We start from the raw sequence: 15,502 nt of genomic DNA on the forward strand, positions 1-15,502 counted from the left end.
TGTGCGTCGGGACGGTTATGGTGCTAGGCATACATTAGCTTAGCAGGGGGAGTCCCAGCCATGACGCAGTTCCAGCAGCACCCGGCCGAGCCGCAGCAGCCGCGCAAGAAGCCGATGTCGAAGGAGGCCCGGATCGGCTGGTCGATCCTGGCGGGTCTCGTGATCTTCACGTTCGGGATCGGGATCGGCGCAGGCGGCAACTCGAGCAACCCAGCGCCTGTCGCTGCGGGTGACCCTGCGCCGACGGTGACGGTGAGTGTCCCGGGTGAGCCGGGTGCGGAGGTCACGGTGACGGCCCCGCCGGTCACGGTCACGAAGCCCGCGCCGGCGCCCAAGACGGTCACGGCTCAGCCTCCGCAGGCCGCCGCGGCGATCACCGAGGACGGTACGTATGAGGTCGGTGTCGACATCAAGCCGGGGAAGTACAAGTCGGCTGGCGGTGACAGCTGCTACTGGGCTCGCTTGAAGAACCTCGACGGTGACCTGGACGCGATCATCGCGAACAACATCAGCGACGGCCCGCAGACTGTGGTGATCAAGAAGACCGACAAGGGCTTCGAGACGAACCGGTGCGGCACCTGGACGAAGGTCGGCTGATGAAGTACACCGTGAGCCTGGTCGGCTACGTCGGCAAGTCCGTCGAGGTCGAGGCTGATGATTGGGAGTCCGCTGTCGAAGAGGTGCTGAACGGCGACGAGAGCTACTTGGGTCTATGCCACCAGTGCGCCGGAGACTGGGACCCGGGCGACGTCGAAGCGCAGGCCGTGTACGACGAAGACGACCAGACCGTAGCCGAAGCGAAGTGGACGCCGAACAATCTGGTCGAGGTCGAGTCGTGAGCGGCCTGCGGGAGGCGCTGGAGAAGCTGGCCGGCGAGCTCGAGTACGACGTGGCGGGCGCGCCGTCTAAGATCCGGGCGCTGCTCGCTGCTCACCCTGAGTCTGTTGTGCGGGTGTCTGATGAGGTGCTCGCTGAAGCGATGGACGCCTACTACCGGGAAGGTGGGTACGGCAGGGAAGCGAACGAGGAAGCGATGCGAGCAGCCCTCGAAGCTGCGCTCGCCCTGCTGAACGGGTCGGGTGTCGATTCCTCGCTGCACACCTGTCCTGGTTGTGGCGTGAAGGTGGTCGGCCACGAACGGTGCGGTGACCCGTCCCGCCCGGAGTGTGCGTCGTGACCCGCTTGCTCCTGATCGCCTGAGTGGCCAGCATCGGGCCCGTTCCCCCTCACGGGTCCGGTGTGCTGGTCACTCAGGACGGGTGGCTGTACCTAGAGGAGAACGATGAACGCGAAGTTGAAGGCGGGAGCGGCGAAGGTGTGGGCGTCCCGGATCGGGAAGGTTGCCGTGTTGGGCGCGGTCGCGGTCACGCTGGCCGGTTCCGGCGCGGTCGCCGCCACCTCGCTGCCGATCAACAGTGTCGGCTCGGCGCAGATCCAGAACGAGGGCGTGTGGGGTGGCGACATCCACCGCAACACGATCGGTGAGGACCGGCTGGGCTGGGTTGTGCGGGACAAGATCAACAAGGTCGGCCAGCAGGGGCCGAAGGGTGACACGGGGGAGCAGGGCCCGAAAGGGGACCCTGGTGTCGCCGGCGAGCAGGGGATTCAGGGCGTGCCCGGCCCCCAGGGAGAGACTGGCCCCAAGGGTGACCCGGGTGATCCTGCGACGGACGTGAACGGCGCCTCGACGCTGAAGGCGATCTACAACAACGTGACGGTCGAGAACGTCGGCGGTTCGTGGGTGACCCGCAAGACCACCCTGGGCTCGTTCACCCTCCCGGCCGGCACGTGGGTGATCAACACGTCGGCCCAGTTCCAGCGGACCGCGGCGGATGAGACGGACCCGCAGTACCAGACCCGGCCGCAGTTGGCGGTGCGTGCGTTCGCGACGGAGGCGAACCCGTTCGGGTCGAACTTCGGGACGGTGATGAACACGATCGCGCCGTTCGTAGGTGCGGACATGTTCGGGTCGGACTCGCGCCGGGTGCAGCTGACCGAGCAGACGACCTTCACGGTGTCAGCGTTCGGTTACCAGGACAACCGGGGTTCGGATGACTCGGGGAAGATCAAGGTCGTGAACGCCACGGTGTTCGTTCAGCAGGGCTGAGCGAGGGGTACGCTGACATAGAAGTAGCGCCCGCCTCCCCAGGGTCAGTTGGGGTGGCGGGCGCGAAGGATCGAACTGGAGTCGACCCGAAATGAACGATAGCAAGAACGAGAAGACGCAACGCTCGGAATGGGTGTACGTCACGAACGCTCACCCTCAGCAGGTTGTTCGGGTGGATGCCCCGTTGGGGTTGATCATGCCGCCAACGATCGACCTCCACCAGCCCCTTGTCGGACCGGTGACGTTCTACCACGCTGACGGCTACGGACTCACGGTGCAGTCGTGACTGAGCAGCAGACGGTTGACCTGGTGGCATGGCTCACCGAGATCTGGGACAAGGACGAGCAACTAGCGAGGAAGGCGACACCCGGACCGTGGCGGCATGACCCGCGAAAGCATTGGCGCAAGCCCGGTACTGCCTGGTTCGAAGAGGCAGTGTTCGCTGGTCCTGCTGGCAAGGACGCGGAGTGCATCGCCGGGACGGGAGAGTCCGACGATCCTCAGAGCATCTACGACGCGGCGTTCATCGCTGCCCACGACCCTGCGTCGGTGCTGGCCCGGATCGCGGCCGACCGGAAGATCCTCGAACTGCACGGGCAGGTTGACGTCAGGGAAGGAGGCGCTAGCTCGTGCGCCACGTGCGCTGTCACGGCGAACTGGGAGCTAGATCCTGAGGATTGGCCGTGCCGCACGCTTCGTCTGCTCGCTTCCCCGTACAAGGGGCGAGAGGGATGGCAGGAGAACTGGGGACATGAGTGACAGCGGTTTCGCAGTGCCGCGTGAGATCTTGACCTACTCGCCCCCGGGCGGGGAGTTCCGGAAGGCCGACTATCCGTGGCTGCGGGTTGTTCGCGCCTGCATCAGAGCGGGGGATGGTGGGACGGCGTCAGACGGCAGCCCCGGTGGTCAGGGTGAGTCGCGCTCTACGCTGGTGCCGGCGGACGAGATCTCGGATGTGTGGCGGGTCGTCGTCGGTCGAGGCGGGCGCGGTGCCCCGGACGCAGAGGACGGTCAGGACGGTTTCGTGATGCTGGAACTGTACGACGTGCCAGTCTCCCGAGGATGAGTCGTGACCAGTTCGCGTGAGGTGACGGTTACCGGGTTCGTTACCCGCCATCAGGTACGCCAGTACCTGCGGGTGAAGGGTGTCGAATGGGACGAGACAGATCTGCCGGGTGACACGATCAGGTTCACGTTCACTGCCAGCGACGGTGAGTGGGCGGACATCGAGGCGTTCGTGAAGAAGGTGACGCAATGAGCGAGACCACCGATGCAACCCGCGAAGCTTGGCGGGTAGAGCGTGAGATCCGCGCGCGTGTCACAGCGGAGATCACGGCTGCCGTGAGGGCCATCGAGACCGGCAAAGGCTCCGAGCAGTACCAGCATGGCCGCGACACGATGCGGGATGATGTCCTGCTGGCGATCGACAGCCTGACCCCGGGGGTGGAGTGGTGAGCACCTGGGAGATCGTGATGCTTGTCGTCATGGTTGCGGTGATGACGATGCTCGCGCTCCAGAACCTGCGCGAGAAGCCGCGCCCTAGTCGCTTCCGCATGGCGCTGTGGGCGGAGTCCGTGCGGAGGCGAGGCCTCACGGAGGAGGAAGCGATGCGCGAAGCCTGGGTACTCGGCTACATCGATACTCCGCCGCCGCCCAAGGGGGTGGAGTGGTGAGGTTCTCGCCCACACAGGACGAACACAGCAACTGGCGGATTGCCGACCGGGGCCTGTTGATGCCGGGGAAGTGCGTCAGCCAGGACCACGCCGTGGCGCACGCGGACTTGATGAACGCTATCGACGAGGGTGAGCCGGCGAACGTGATCAACGACCTGCGCCGGGACCGCGACAACGCCAGGGAGGGGCAATGAGCGAACCGATCCGGGTCGTGAACGCCGGGACCGCGGAGAACCCAAACTTCTTCGGGTCGGCCTACGAGATGGGCCGCCTGCAAGGTGTCCGTGACGCGCTCGAGGCGTTGAAGACCGCGGAGATCCACGACGGCTACGAGTACGACGAGTGCGTGGCTGCTGTCGAGGCTCTGATCCCGAAGTAGGTTTCGCTTCCCTGGACCAATGGCCTTGCTCGGGGAAACGAAAGAAGACCCCGCCACCGTCTGGGTGGCGGGGTCGCTCATGTCTCGATGACGCTAACTTCGCGACATCGCTGAAACACTGTGTCAGTGGACGGACAGGGTGAACCTGATGCCCACCAGCCACAGCACCAGCAGCAATGCCGCGATACCGATCAGGACCCACACCCAGCGAGGCATGGTCACTCCGCCGGGGTGTTCGGGATCTGGAACGTCGCGATCGCGGTGGCGACAGCGAGCGCCAGAGCCACGTACGGCTGAGCCGCGTCCGGGATGACACCAGTGGTGGTGGACAGCGCGGTCAGAACAGCACCGACGAGCGCAGCCCAAGCCTTCGCGTACTTCATGGTTTGCTCCTTACCGAGTGCACGTGACACCTTCCGGCAGAGAGCCGGTCAGGTAGATGAGCGCGTTCTTGAAGGATTGGCAGCGGCGGATATCCTCACTGCCGTCACCGATCGGGTAGCCGATAGCGCGGTTGATCTTCCCCATGTGGTACGAGTCCGCCATCGCGTTGCAGTTGCGGGCGACGGTCCAGTACCAGCGGGCAATCTTCGCGCTCCATTGCAGCGAGAGCGCGAGATCCGGGTCCAGCACGAGCTCCGCACCGAGATAGGCGCCGGCCGCCGTGTAGTTCACGGACCCCGTCAACTGGATGAACCCGCGGCCCGCGTACTCTCTCGTGTCGCCTGCGGCTTTGATGTTGTACAGGAACCGGGACTCGTGAGCGATCGTCGTCAGGAACGCCGCTACCCGGGGGGGCGTGGTGATGTCGGCTGCCTGCATCTCCGCCAGCAGCGACGGCCACCCAGCCTCCACCGTGGCAGTGTCGCTCGAGACCCTGCCGGGGAACATCGCCCGCAGGTCAGCGACGGTCAGGCTTTTGGGGCAGCGTCGTCGTCGGTGTCGTCCTCGATCCGGTCCAGCTGCGCCGCGAACTCAGCGAGCTCGGCCTGGATCTCATTCAGGTCCCGCTCCGTGGTCTGCTGCCGGTTGAGTACGACGAACGACGCGTACGCCTGCAGGCGGCTCTCGATCCAGGTCTTGTCTTCGGCGCTCAGGGCCATGTCGTCCTCCGGGATGATGATTTTCGGGGTGAAGTCGCCGCGCGCGATCGCAGCGCGGGCAGGTGTGCCGGGGCAGTCAGTGCCGTCCGGGCGCACCGCGGAGTGCGGCCGGATCGCGGTGCCCTTCGGGTAGATCTTGCGGAAGTCGGCGATGACGGCACGGACGGTGGCCTTCATCTTCGCGGAGGGCTGCTCGCCGGCGATGAGGATCAGCAGGATCGCGCCGTACCGCTCGTTCAGGTCCTCGTTGCCGTTGGCCCCGGACTGCGTCCTGAGGCCCCGCAGGGTCCAGGCGCGGCCTTCCTGATCCACAGCCACTTGATACGCGATGTCAGACCATCCGCGGCTGTCCATGTGGTAGTTCTGCCATCCACGCAGCGCGGACGCCACACCGGTCTTCGAGGTGATCGGCGTCTTCGATGACGTGCCGGGCCAGTGGATCACCGCGCCCTGGACGCGGGAGACAGTGAGCGATCCGGGTCCACCGTTGGGTGGGCGGGCGTTCCACGCTGAGCGTGGCAGGTAGTCGACCATTGGGTTCCCCGTTCGTCTTAGTTGGATGGCGGCACGACGGTGATCCGGCATGGGCCGCGGCTGGTGCTCGTTGTGCCGTCGGTGTAGCTGATCAGCCAGGTGCCGTCTTCCTGGCAGTCGGTGTCGGCGATACCTCTGCCGGCAACTCCGGGTTCGCCCTGCGGGCCGGCGGGACCGGTTGTTCCCGGATCACCTTGAGGTCCAGCCGGTCCTTGAGGTCCCGTCTCACCTGTAGCGCCGGGATCGCCCTGCGGTCCAGTGGGCCCCGTCTCCCCGTCCTTGCCGTCTGCGCCGCTTTTGCCGTCGACTCCTTTGGGGCCGACGCATTTGGAGGGCTCCAGGAGGCATTGAGGGGACTGGCCCGTGATGCCGATGGGGCCCTGCCTCCCGGGGAGTCCTGGGGGCCCCTGGATGCCCTGTGGGCCTTGTATTCCCTGCGGCCCCTCGGGACCGGGTGGCCCTTTCTCGCCGGGTTTCCCCTCGGCGACCGGCTGCCCACCGAGAGACCTGACCTGGTTCGCGAGTGCAGCGTTGTCTTCCCGCGCCTGCTGGATCTCGTTCCACAGGAACGCGCCGCCACCAACGATCAAGGCGAGGACTGCGGAGAGTCCAAGAGCGATCAGTAGTGCGGTCAGTTCATGCCGTGGCTTGACATGCTGAGAGTCGGACATCATCAGCCCTTCAGGATGACCGCGAGGACAACGCCGACGAAGACGGGGGCGATGATCGACGTGAGCACCGCGATGAGTGCCTGCCGCCGGTTGGAGGCGGCGCGGTTGTCGGCCTCGGCCTTCTCGCGTTCCCGTTTCTCACGGTCTGCGGTCGTCCGCGCCTCGAGAGCGGCGATGTCCTTCTCGTTCTCGCGGAGCCGGAGTTCAATCGATTCCCGCTCTGCTTTCCACACCTCGACGGTGAGGACTTTGCCGGCGAGTTGGTCGACGGACCGGCGTAGGTCCGCGATGACACGGACGACCTCACCAATGGTCGGCTCATCGGCCACGGTCACCTTCCCCAGGAGGTGGTATACGGCGAACGCCGTACACCACTACGAGCGCGTTCAGCGCACCTTCGATCGCCTCGACCTGTTCACGCAGTTCGGCGACCTCGCTCTTCAGTTGTTCGAACTCCTCGAGGGTGGGCTGGGGCGAGTCCACCCATCACCTCCTACGGCTGTACGGGGTAGCTGCGTCCAGCTACAGGCGGGTGCCAAAGGTTCGACACCGAGGCTGTTGGCCCGTAGTTGGCGGCGAATTGGCTGGCGACGCTGTGCTTCCCGACAGCCCACGCACCGGGCGGGCACCATTGCGCGTAGCTGGGGACCACAACGGTGCGGAGATGGTCGACGACCGCGTTGTAGATCGAGTTGTTCGGGCCCATCCCCGTGTCCGCGGGGAACCAGGTACAGGGCTCCCCGAGCACATCCACCGGCCTCGGAGCGGTCGCGTTCCCCCAGTACAGGCGGGACACGAAGAACATCAGGTCACCCATCTTCGTGTGCCACGCCGGGTCTTCCCACATCTCGTAGGCGGCGATCCCCACAGCTCCGTGATCCGGGTGGTCGTCGGTGGGGGACATGGTGCGGATGTGAGTGTTCGGGGGCAGACTGTCCACCCACGGCTCCAGCACCGCTCTAGCGGCGTCCACGGCTTGCCTGGTGACCGCCCCAGTGGAGGACGCGCAGCCGTTGCAGCCGTAGTTCGTGCCCAACCCACCCTCGTAGAAGAACACGTCGCCGGTCACCCCTGGCGTGGCCGGGGCAATCCTGGACATGGCGTACACGGCTGCCTTGAACTCGGCCCAGCGCGCCGCGCCGATCTCCTCTTCGGTGGGCAGTTCGTAGCCTTCCTGCAGCGGCTCATGCGTGTACGGGTGGAACCTGCACGCCTGGCTTCCGTCGAGCCTGAGACTCGCCGCAGAGACAGGGCCTCGGGACATGAGGAGGGCGTGGATGTTGAACCCGGCGCGGGCATACCAGGTGAGGCCATAGCCCGCTGACAGGGTCTCGTCGTCGGCGTGCGGAGTGGCGAACGCGACGTTACCTGCTGCTGCCATACCTCATCCCCGTTCAGTAGTACGTGGTTACGATCACAACTCCGGCCGCGCCTGCGCCTCCGGTCTGTGTGCTGTTCGCGCCGAACGCTCCACCGCCGCCGCCGCCGTAGGCTGTTCCGGCGTTACCAGTGCCTGCCGAGCCGAGCGCTTTCGCGCCGCTACCGAACCCAGCACCTGAATTGCCGGCGAGGGCTTCGAGGACCGCCGTGGACGCGACGACCCGGCCGTTGCACCCGGGCTGGCCTGAGATGTTCAAGTCGCCGCCCGAGCCGCTACCACCGGCGCCTCCCGCAGAGACGGTGCTGGTGAGGCTGTTGATACTCGCCCCGCCACCCGCCCCACCGGTCGCGGAAACAGTCTTGAACGTGCTGGTGCCGCCGGCGGAACCAGCGGCACCGGACGAACCCGTTCCACCGGAACCCACCGTGACGGACTCCGACGAACTCAGATCGGACGCCTGGAACAGTTTCCGCGAGTAGCCGCCGCCGCCGCCGTAGCCGCCTTCAGCCTGGCTCCCCACACCCGCGGGGGTGTTGGTGCCGCCGCCCGCCCCGCCGCCGCCGACCACTTCGACGACCGCGGCCCGCAACCCCGTGGGCTTGTTCCACGTCCCCGAGGACGTGAACACCTGCACGTTCGGCAGGCCCGGTGCCATGATTTTGTCGCCGGCCGCGAACGCCATCAGGCACCGCCTTCCGGAGTGTTCCTGATCGCCATTAGCTGCCCCAGTTCACTAATAGACCGTTGTGATGATGACCGCGCCCGTTGAACCGGCGCCTCCCGCTCGGTCGACCGGTGATGCCTGGCCGGCGCCGAACGCTGCGCCGCCGCCACCGCCGAAACCGGTGGCGTTGTTGCCGTTGCCCGCGACCGTCCTCGCTGTACCACCGGACCCGTAGCCGTGGCCGGAACATCCACCCCGGCCTTGCAGGATCGCGAGCCCGGACAGCACGCGCCCTTGAGAGCCAGGCTGGCCCGGGATGTTCAGATCGCCACCTGACGCCGTTCCACCCGCGCCCGATGTTGCGAGGGTCGTACCGGAGGTGACGCCCGCTCCAGTTCCACCTCCGCCACCAGTGGCAGACACGGTCTTGAAGGTGCTCGTGCCGCCAGATCCGCCGTTGTTCTGCCCCGCAGCCGCGGCAGCACCAGCAGCACCTACCGTTACAGCCTCGGTCGAGCTCAGGTCGCTTGCCTGGAACAGCTTCCTCGAGTACCCACCACCGCCGCCGTACCCTGCCTCTGCCTGGGATGGTGACGAGGTCGTCTCGTCCACCCCACCGCCGCCTCCGCCGCCGCCGATGACCTCGACGATCGCGGCCCTGAGGCCGGAGGGTTTGGTCCAGGTGCCGGATGCGGTGAACACCTGCACATTCGGGAGGCCGGGGGCGTACACCTTGTCGCCGGTCGAGAAGGCCATGGGAGTCTCCTCAGAGTGCGTAGCGGGGCGTGTCCCACAGTTCGATCGCGGTACCTGCGGTATGCGCCTTCACGACCTGATTGATGGAGCGGGTCACGGTCAGGGTTTGCGGGGAACTCGACCCGGAGACGGCTGTGACGCGGAGGCGTTCACCGCCCACGCGGATGTCGAACGGCATCTGCGTCCCATCCGTCGTCCACAGGGTTGTCCCTGATTTGGTGGCTGACAGGGACGTGGCTGTGGAGGTGATGTTCGAGGTGAGTGTGGAGCCGTCCGCGTCGTACCTTGCGGTGTCATACACAGCGACCGTGTACGGTTCCGCGGGCATGCAGTTGAACGTGATCGTGTGGATGAACGGGGTGATCGTCTCCGAGTAGCCGACGATGATCAAAGAGACGTCGTCGTACACGAACGCTTCGTCCATGTTGGTGATGACGAACCGTTGCCCGATCTCGGCGTCCTTGATCGTGTCCGCCAACCCGCTCGAGATGTTCGGGGAGTTCAGGTTCACCGTCACCGAAGGCCACCTGGCCCTGTCGAGGGTGCCGATGTTCGCGACCCACGCGGCGATCCCCTGCAGGAACCCGTCGGTTTCCGGGTTCACCGTCACACTGGTTTCGTACCTGCCCACCCCGTCCGGTGGGTCCTCCGTGGACAACGGACCCTCGTCCACGGTGTACCGGTCAGAGCCACCGTCCCGTCGGGTGGCGGTGACGTCGTTGCGGGTGACCTGGTCGTCGTCCACCGGCTCCAACGGAGGGAAGACTTGGCCGGCCGCGTAGTCGAGTGTGAACGCGGCGGTCTGGTTATACAGCGACGCCCTAGATAGGTACGTCAACCCTGGTGCGTTGCGGGTCTCGAACAGGATCCCCATGTCCGTGGACTCGACATCACGGATCTGCTCCAACCGGGTCTCGGTGAACTGCGGCCCCATCGGCATCGACTCAGCCGCAGTCCCCACAGTGATGATCGAGATGTTCCCGTCGGTCGCGACCCGCGTGATCCGGTCGATCGCGGTCTCACCGGAGTACGCCATCGCGGCGTCGTGGAAGTCCTGCACGTCCGGGATGTTCGCCGCGGTGTTGTCAGCCCACAACGCCAAATGTGCGACGTTGACGTAGGTCTGGTTCACGAACCGCGAGTAGTGGAACCGGAAGATCGGGCACCTGGTGAGGTTCTGCGTCAACCCCATCGTGCTGGTTTCGATCAACTCACCGTCGATGTAGGTGTACCACTCGACCGTGGGGCCGGCGACCTGCCTGAGCTCGAACCGGCACGTGTGCAACTCCGTGTCCTGCAACGCAGCAACAGCCGCGGTAGCGGTGGACGTGGTGACGCCGCCGTTGCCGTCGTTCCACGACACCTGCGTAGTACCCGCGTCCCCAGAAGTGTTGAGGCGCAGCTGCCAGATCTCGTCCAGGTTCGGCCAGATCTGCACATCCAGCACACCCATCGCCAGCGACTGGAACACGAAATCCAAAGCCACAGTGGTGCCGATCGCGTTCCCCGTGCCCTGCATGTAGGGGATGTCGCCGGTCGCGTTGATCTCCAACCCGGTCCCGAGCCACGCCGCGCCCATGTCGACGCCGTACTTGAACACCGCGTTCGTGGAACCGATGAACGAACCCGATTTCCCGGGCGCGATGTTCTGCGAGTAGATCGTCTCCTCACCACCCGACAACGGGTAGTACGCGAACAGCGTCGACTGCGCGAGGACCCAGTCCCTCAGCGCGTTCGAGACGGTCGGTTGCCCTTGGCCTAGCCGGCGCAGCAACCCGTACGCCTCGATCTGGACGAAGTTGTCGGCGTGGTTCTCGTTCCACCGAGGTGGCCACGCCGAGATCTCCCCGTAGAACCGGGTAAACGCCGAATTGTCGATCTTGCACCGCACCGGGGTGTTGCGTCCGATCACCCCGAACAGCGTCGACAGTGGGTTCCGCGGGGAGTACTTGCCGTCCCGGTTGTTCAGGGTGAAGCTGAGTCTCTGCGGGCCGGCCTGGGGCTGTTCGTCGCTGCGGCCCCTCGAGATCGAGACGCCTGACGACTGTCGCACATCCGAGGTGATGTTCGTCCACACCCCCGGGGAGGTTTCGATCTCGATCGTGACCTGATTCGTCATCGCTTCGTCCCGAACGCTTGCTGCACGTCACCGCCACCGACGACCCGGACATACTTCCGGAACTCGTTGACCAGGTAGTCCATGTGCGCGGATCCGTCGCTGCGGAACTCCAGGACCACTCGCTGTGTCCCGCCCGGGCGTACTGAACGCATCCGCCGGTTCACCGGTTCTGGGATGACCGCCTCGCCCTTGTGGAGTAGCGCGAGCTGGTCGTTCGGGACCCAGGGGGTACCGAGCTTGTATCCTCCGAGCCCGTCGCCGCCGGCGAGATAGTCCAGCACCTGCCGGCGGGCACTCCCGGACAGGTTCGGGTTGCCGATCTCGAGAGCGTGGATGTGCCACGGCCACGGCCCCTGCGAAGGGGACCGGATCCATGACGCGAACCCCAGCGAACGGAGCGCGGCGTTGATCCGCTTCAGGTTCCCGCCCACGACGTCGAACACGCCACCGCCGGTGTGGGTGGTGCCCGAGTAGGAGCTGGCGCGCTCGTAGGAGCCCTGGGTGATATTGAGCGCGCTACCCAGGATGCCCTGGGCCTTCTGGACCTTCTGGAACGTCGACAGGTCCAGCTGCTCACCGGAGTAGAACACGCGCCGGTTGCCGAGTTTCTGGCCGCCGGAGATGAACGACCCCGCGAGGTCGCCGCCGGCGCCCAGGAGCGCGTCGAGTGCCTTGTTCGGCAGGCTCGAGATCGACACCAGGCCCTTGCCGACGACTGCGCGCAGTGCGGACGGCATGTCGCCGAACACCTTCTTCGCGATCGCCGTGCCGCGCCCGGAACCGAGGCCCTTCATCAGGCCCCCGATCAGGTGCAGACCGATGCCCTCGAACACCTTCGACGGGGACTTGATCCCGAAGAACGTCTTGACCGCCGACACGATCGGATCGACAACCTGCGACTTGATCCAGGACCCGATGCCTTTCATGCGGGTCGCTATGCCGCCGATCAGGCCACCGATCAGGTCGCGGCCAGCGCGGGCCAGCCACGCGCCGGCGCGGGCGAACGGCTTCACCGCGGGAACGATGACGGTGTTGTAGATCCACGTGCCGATGCCTTTGAGGGCGCGCAGGTACGCGACTATCCCGTTGATCAGGCCGTTGATGAAGTTACGTCCGTGGGTGACGAGCCACGACCCGGCACGAGAGAACGCCCGCACGACCGGGTTGATGACGTTGCGCATCATCCAGCCGCCGGCGCCGCGGGCGATGCTGATGACACCGTTCAGGAACCCGGTGATGAAGTTCTTGCCAGGCCCGAGGAGCCATTTGATGGCGCCGTACCAGGGTGCGAGAAGCTTCGCCACCGGTGCGCGCATCATCCACGAGTCGATGCCCTTGGCAACAGACCAGATCCCGTTGATCAGGCCGTTGATGAAGTCCTTGCCCTTCTGGACGAGCCAGTTCCTCGCATCGCCGAACGCCCGGGACACGTTGCCCGGCAGTTCCTTGAAGAACTTGATCGTGTTCTTCCCGAAGTCGACGATCGCGACATAGGCCGTTCTCAGGGCGCCGCCGACTGCCTGGATGATCGCGCGGAACTTCTCACTGTGCTTGTAGGCATAGATCAACCCGGCAACGAGTGCCGCGATCGCGATCACGACAAGGCCAATCGGGTTCGCGGCCATCACCACGTTCAAGATTCCCTGGATGACAGCCCATGCCTTCAAGGCTGCGACGATGGCGAGGATCGTCCCTGCGAAGGGGACGAAGAAGTCCTGGTTCTTCTTGATGAACTGGCCGGTCTTCGCCAGGGCCGGGATCACCTTCGTCGTGAGGAAGTTGCCGAAGTCCTTGAGCCGGGGCAGGACGTGGGTCTGGAACACGTCAAACGCGACGCGGGCGTTGGCACCGATCTGTTCCATGACGCCGACGAACCCGTCGCTGGTGACGTCTCCTTCGCGGAACGCGGCGGTCAGCGCACGGATCCCGGTCGCAGCCTTGTCGATAGCCGCCGGCACGACCCGCCCGAGCATGCCCGCGGCCTTGTCGATGACCGGGAGCAGCGCCGTCCCGAGACGTTCCTTGACGTTGCCGAGGATCACGCCGAGCTTTTGCATCGGGTCAGCGGCGGCAGCGGCGGCACCGCCGACCTGGGACTCGACCTCCTTGAGGATGATCTTCTGAGCCTCGAGCGTCTTGCCCGTCTCGACCAGGGTCGCGATCTGCTTCTTCTGGCCTTCGGTGAACGTGACCCCCGCACGGCCAAGCGCGGTGATTCCCTTCAAAGGGTCGTTCAGGGCCTTGCCGAGCATCTTCGACGCGCCGTTGATGTCGCCGAACCCGGCCGCGGACAGGTCCACCGCCGCCTGGGTGGCGCGGTCGAAGATGTTCGCGCCCTTGCCGACCTCGTTGCGTACGTTCTTGAACGTCAGCAGCAGGTTCGACCCGGACTGGATCGCCTCGTCGTCGACTCCGGTCTTGTTGCTGATCGCCTCCGCAAGCGCCCCGACCTGATTCGCGCTGATCTTCGCCGCGCCACCGGTCGACTTGATGATCGACTCGGTCAGAGACGCGACCTTTCGGGACTCGCGCGCCTCGTTGATGAACCCTTTGAACACGGTCACGGTCGCGACTGCGCCCATTGCGGCAACGACCCTCCCGAACCCGGCTGTCATGCCGGCGGTCAGGCCGTTGCTGCGGGCAGCGAGGAACCCGAACTTTTTCTCTGTCTTCTCGGCGGACTTGCCGACCTTGTCGAACGCGGCGGACGCCTTGTCGCGGCCAAGGATGTCGAAAGACAGAGCGGTCATCGGTCACCCCTGGGATTCGTCGTTGATGTCGATGAGCGCCGTCTCGTAGGTGTAGAGGGTCGCCCAGTCGAGGTCTGCGAGATGCTCGAAGGGGATGCGGGTGGCGAGGCTCAGTCGGACGATCCAGTAGATGACTGAGTCACCTGGGTAGGGTCCGTGTCGGCCTCGTCCTTCATGGTCTTCTGGACCTGGTCGACGTCGGCGACCAGGCTGAGCCACGCCTCGAAGTCAGCGGGCTCCTTGCCGGCGTAGTGCAGCGACGCCCACGCGAGGAAGAACGACGACTCGATCATCTGCGCCTGCGCCTGATCGGTGGTCTTGAACCGGCGCTCGGTCTCGACCTGCGCCTTCGGGCTCGCGATCACCTCGACGACGCGGCCGTCGGCGTACTCGACCTTCAGTTTCGTTGCAGCCATGATCTGGCCTTCCTGACCTGTCCTGACCTTGGATGTGGCAGCGGGACCGCCCAGGTCAGGTGGGACGGTCCCGCTGGTTCAGAGTTGCTTCGCGAGGCGGATGCCGATGTCGTCGAGGACGTTCACGATCTCCTCGCGCACCTGATCGGATCCCTGGATCAGTGGGTCGTCCCACCAGTTCGGGTCGACGTCCTGGTCGTACCAGTAGCGGCGGTTCCCGTAGAGGGGGTGCCGCAGCCGGCCGCGGTTCAGGGATGCCAGGTCCCTGTCTTTGCCTTGCTTCGTTTTTGCGCGGCCGACCAGGTAGATCGCTGGGTCTTTCCCGGCGCGGCGCCTGGTCCTGACCCGCAGGTACTTCGCGAGCTCCAGTGCGTACCGCCTGGGGAAGTACTGCGTGGTCGAGTCCTTCACTGACTCCGTGAGGGGCTTAACGGCCCGGTTGATGCCGGCGTACAACTCCTTGCGGAGTTCCTTGTCGCCGTACTTGCGGAGAGCTTTCCCGAGGATGCCGAACTTGTCCGCGCCTTCGACCCGGATGTCGGCAACCACGTCAGCCCACCTTGACGATGGCCGAGGCAGCGTTCCAGGATGCCGAGATCTCCGCCGCGCCGCCGACGCCGGCGTTCACGGAGAAGTCCGGGAGGATCGTCCCCCACCAGTACTGGCTGTTGGTGAGGCGCGACGGGTACAGGTAGAACTTGCGGGCGATGCCGTCGACCGCGGCGGTGTAGGTCTGCACGGTGGCGTCGTCGTAGAACCCGGAGAACTCACCCGAGGAGTCCGGGAGGCCGGCGACGTACACCTTGTTCGCGTCGCCGAACGCGGTCACGTCGGCCTTGTCGGTCTGGGCGCTGATGCTCCAGCTGTTCAGGAACGCGACCGGTTCGGCGGTGCCGCCGCTGGTCAGGTTCATGTAGACAGCGCCGTTCCGCCCGTGGATACGAGCCAT

Annotated in this window: 23 protein-coding genes; 10 read left to right on the forward strand and 13 right to left on the reverse strand. The window is 65.6% G+C overall.

Translation table 11 applies throughout. The features are described from left to right. Positions 1–60 precede the first annotated feature (60 nt). From ACIBGM_RS44755 to ACIBGM_RS44800, 10 genes are all read left to right on the forward strand, one after another. The gene (locus ACIBGM_RS44755) at positions 61–597 is read left to right on the forward strand and encodes a hypothetical protein (protein WP_396389047.1); all 537 of its coding nucleotides are present in this window, start codon (positions 61–63) and stop codon (positions 595–597) included. Next, complete coding sequence (locus tag ACIBGM_RS44760) at positions 597–839, forward strand: hypothetical protein (RefSeq protein WP_396389048.1); 243 nt, start codon at positions 597–599, stop codon at positions 837–839. Before ACIBGM_RS44755 ends, ACIBGM_RS44760 begins: the two co-directional genes overlap by 1 nt. Next, on the forward strand, positions 836–1,177 hold the full coding sequence (locus ACIBGM_RS44765) for a hypothetical protein (protein ID WP_396389049.1): 342 nt from the start codon (positions 836–838) through the stop codon (positions 1,175–1,177). The genes ACIBGM_RS44760 and ACIBGM_RS44765 overlap by 4 nt, the downstream gene beginning before the upstream one ends. Positions 1,178–1,282: 105 nt before the next feature. After that, the gene (locus ACIBGM_RS44770; protein ID WP_396389050.1) at positions 1,283–2,107 is read left to right on the forward strand and encodes a collagen-like protein; all 825 of its coding nucleotides are present in this window, start codon (positions 1,283–1,285) and stop codon (positions 2,105–2,107) included. Between the two features lie 282 nt (positions 2,108–2,389). Beyond that, positions 2,390–2,866, forward strand: a complete 477-nt coding sequence (locus ACIBGM_RS44775) for a DUF6221 family protein (RefSeq protein ID WP_396389051.1) — start codon at positions 2,390–2,392, stop codon at positions 2,864–2,866. A gap of 310 nt (positions 2,867–3,176) precedes the next feature. Continuing rightward, positions 3,177–3,365, forward strand: coding sequence for a hypothetical protein (locus tag ACIBGM_RS44780; RefSeq protein WP_396389052.1), 189 nt, complete (start codon positions 3,177–3,179; stop codon positions 3,363–3,365). Next, complete coding sequence (locus ACIBGM_RS44785; protein WP_396389053.1) at positions 3,362–3,562, forward strand: hypothetical protein; 201 nt, start codon at positions 3,362–3,364, stop codon at positions 3,560–3,562. The genes ACIBGM_RS44780 and ACIBGM_RS44785 overlap by 4 nt, the downstream gene beginning before the upstream one ends. Beyond that, the gene (locus tag ACIBGM_RS44790) at positions 3,559–3,780 is read left to right on the forward strand and encodes a hypothetical protein (RefSeq protein WP_396389054.1); all 222 of its coding nucleotides are present in this window, start codon (positions 3,559–3,561) and stop codon (positions 3,778–3,780) included. The genes ACIBGM_RS44785 and ACIBGM_RS44790 overlap by 4 nt, the downstream gene beginning before the upstream one ends. Next, positions 3,777–3,974 (forward strand): hypothetical protein, encoded by a 198-nt coding sequence (locus ACIBGM_RS44795; protein WP_396389055.1) that lies wholly within the window; start codon positions 3,777–3,779, stop codon positions 3,972–3,974. Before ACIBGM_RS44790 ends, ACIBGM_RS44795 begins: the two co-directional genes overlap by 4 nt. Further along, entirely contained in the window at positions 3,971–4,159 is a 189-nt protein-coding gene (locus ACIBGM_RS44800; protein ID WP_396389056.1) for a hypothetical protein, read from the forward strand. The genes ACIBGM_RS44795 and ACIBGM_RS44800 overlap by 4 nt, the downstream gene beginning before the upstream one ends. 218 nt (positions 4,160–4,377) lie before the next feature. Here ACIBGM_RS44800 and ACIBGM_RS44805 read toward each other — a convergent pair whose 3' ends face one another. The 13 genes from ACIBGM_RS44805 to ACIBGM_RS44865 form a co-directional block, all read right to left on the reverse strand. Beyond that, positions 4,378–4,542 carry a hypothetical protein gene (locus ACIBGM_RS44805; RefSeq protein ID WP_396389057.1) on the reverse strand — a complete coding sequence of 55 codons (165 nt, stop codon included), beginning with the start codon at positions 4,540–4,542 and terminating at the stop codon, positions 4,378–4,380. A 10-nt stretch (positions 4,543–4,552) separates the two neighbouring features. Next, on the reverse strand, positions 4,553–5,014 hold the full coding sequence (locus ACIBGM_RS44810; protein WP_396389058.1) for a glycoside hydrolase family 19 protein: 462 nt from the start codon (positions 5,012–5,014) through the stop codon (positions 4,553–4,555). A gap of 56 nt (positions 5,015–5,070) precedes the next feature. Continuing rightward, a complete protein-coding gene (locus ACIBGM_RS44815) occupies positions 5,071–5,796 on the reverse strand; it encodes a peptidoglycan recognition family protein (protein ID WP_396389059.1) in 726 nt (241 codons plus the stop codon). Positions 5,797–6,469: 673 nt separating this feature from the next. Further along, complete coding sequence (locus ACIBGM_RS44820) at positions 6,470–6,796, reverse strand: hypothetical protein (protein ID WP_396389060.1); 327 nt, start codon at positions 6,794–6,796, stop codon at positions 6,470–6,472. Beyond that, positions 6,786–6,950: a hypothetical protein gene (locus ACIBGM_RS44825; RefSeq protein WP_396389061.1), complete on the reverse strand. Its 165-nt coding sequence runs from the start codon at positions 6,948–6,950 to the stop codon at positions 6,786–6,788. Before ACIBGM_RS44825 ends, ACIBGM_RS44820 begins: the two co-directional genes overlap by 11 nt. A gap of 10 nt (positions 6,951–6,960) precedes the next feature. Further along, positions 6,961–7,848 (reverse strand): PIG-L family deacetylase, encoded by an 888-nt coding sequence (locus ACIBGM_RS44830; protein WP_396389062.1) that lies wholly within the window; start codon positions 7,846–7,848, stop codon positions 6,961–6,963. Positions 7,849–7,861: 13 nt separating this feature from the next. Beyond that, positions 7,862–8,530 (reverse strand): hypothetical protein, encoded by a 669-nt coding sequence (locus tag ACIBGM_RS44835; RefSeq protein ID WP_396389063.1) that lies wholly within the window; start codon positions 8,528–8,530, stop codon positions 7,862–7,864. Between the two features lie 51 nt (positions 8,531–8,581). Beyond that, positions 8,582–9,268, reverse strand: a complete 687-nt coding sequence (locus ACIBGM_RS44840; protein WP_396389064.1) for a hypothetical protein — start codon at positions 9,266–9,268, stop codon at positions 8,582–8,584. A 10-nt stretch (positions 9,269–9,278) separates the two neighbouring features. Next, entirely contained in the window at positions 9,279–11,387 is a 2,109-nt protein-coding gene (locus ACIBGM_RS44845; protein ID WP_396389065.1) for a hypothetical protein, read from the reverse strand. Further along, complete coding sequence (locus tag ACIBGM_RS44850) at positions 11,384–14,137, reverse strand: hypothetical protein (protein WP_396389066.1); 2,754 nt, start codon at positions 14,135–14,137, stop codon at positions 11,384–11,386. Before ACIBGM_RS44850 ends, ACIBGM_RS44845 begins: the two co-directional genes overlap by 4 nt. Before the next feature lie 110 nt (positions 14,138–14,247). Beyond that, entirely contained in the window at positions 14,248–14,553 is a 306-nt protein-coding gene (locus ACIBGM_RS44855) for a hypothetical protein (RefSeq protein ID WP_396389067.1), read from the reverse strand. A gap of 78 nt (positions 14,554–14,631) precedes the next feature. Continuing rightward, a complete protein-coding gene (locus ACIBGM_RS44860; RefSeq protein ID WP_396389068.1) occupies positions 14,632–15,102 on the reverse strand; it encodes a hypothetical protein in 471 nt (156 codons plus the stop codon). 1 nt (position 15,103) lies between these two features. Continuing rightward, entirely contained in the window at positions 15,104–15,502 is a 399-nt protein-coding gene (locus ACIBGM_RS44865) for a hypothetical protein (RefSeq protein WP_396389069.1), read from the reverse strand.

This window comes from Kribbella sp. NPDC050470 (genome assembly GCF_044458365.1).
GTDB lineage: Bacteria > Actinomycetota > Actinomycetes > Propionibacteriales > Kribbellaceae > Kribbella.

What these genes read in the sequence shown, in the direction of transcription:
- ACIBGM_RS44755 (WP_396389047.1), top strand. Translation starts at nt 61, where the DNA reads ATGACGCAGTTCCAGCAGCACCCGGCCGAGCCGCAGCAGCCGCGCAAG.
- ACIBGM_RS44760 (WP_396389048.1), top strand. Translation starts at nt 597, where the DNA reads ATGAAGTACACCGTGAGCCTGGTCGGCTACGTCGGCAAGTCCGTCGAG.
- ACIBGM_RS44770 (WP_396389050.1), top strand. Translation starts at nt 1,283, where the DNA reads ATGAACGCGAAGTTGAAGGCGGGAGCGGCGAAGGTGTGGGCGTCCCGG.
- ACIBGM_RS44785 (WP_396389053.1), top strand. Translation starts at nt 3,362, where the DNA reads ATGAGCGAGACCACCGATGCAACCCGCGAAGCTTGGCGGGTAGAGCGT.
- ACIBGM_RS44800 (WP_396389056.1), top strand. Translation starts at nt 3,971, where the DNA reads ATGAGCGAACCGATCCGGGTCGTGAACGCCGGGACCGCGGAGAACCCA.
- ACIBGM_RS44805 (WP_396389057.1), bottom strand. Translation starts at nt 4,542, where the DNA reads ATGAAGTACGCGAAGGCTTGGGCTGCGCTCGTCGGTGCTGTTCTGACC.
- ACIBGM_RS44815 (WP_396389059.1), bottom strand. Translation starts at nt 5,796, where the DNA reads ATGGTCGACTACCTGCCACGCTCAGCGTGGAACGCCCGCCCACCCAAC.
- ACIBGM_RS44830 (WP_396389062.1), bottom strand. Translation starts at nt 7,848, where the DNA reads ATGGCAGCAGCAGGTAACGTCGCGTTCGCCACTCCGCACGCCGACGAC.
- ACIBGM_RS44835 (WP_396389063.1), bottom strand. Translation starts at nt 8,530, where the DNA reads ATGGCGTTCGCGGCCGGCGACAAAATCATGGCACCGGGCCTGCCGAAC.
- ACIBGM_RS44840 (WP_396389064.1), bottom strand. Translation starts at nt 9,268, where the DNA reads ATGGCCTTCTCGACCGGCGACAAGGTGTACGCCCCCGGCCTCCCGAAT.
- ACIBGM_RS44845 (WP_396389065.1), bottom strand. Translation starts at nt 11,387, where the DNA reads ATGACGAATCAGGTCACGATCGAGATCGAAACCTCCCCGGGGGTGTGG.
- ACIBGM_RS44850 (WP_396389066.1), bottom strand. Translation starts at nt 14,137, where the DNA reads ATGACCGCTCTGTCTTTCGACATCCTTGGCCGCGACAAGGCGTCCGCC.
- ACIBGM_RS44855 (WP_396389067.1), bottom strand. Translation starts at nt 14,553, where the DNA reads ATGGCTGCAACGAAACTGAAGGTCGAGTACGCCGACGGCCGCGTCGTC.
- ACIBGM_RS44865 (WP_396389069.1), bottom strand. Translation starts at nt 15,502, where the DNA reads ATGGCTCGTATCCACGGGCGGAACGGCGCTGTCTACATGAACCTGACC.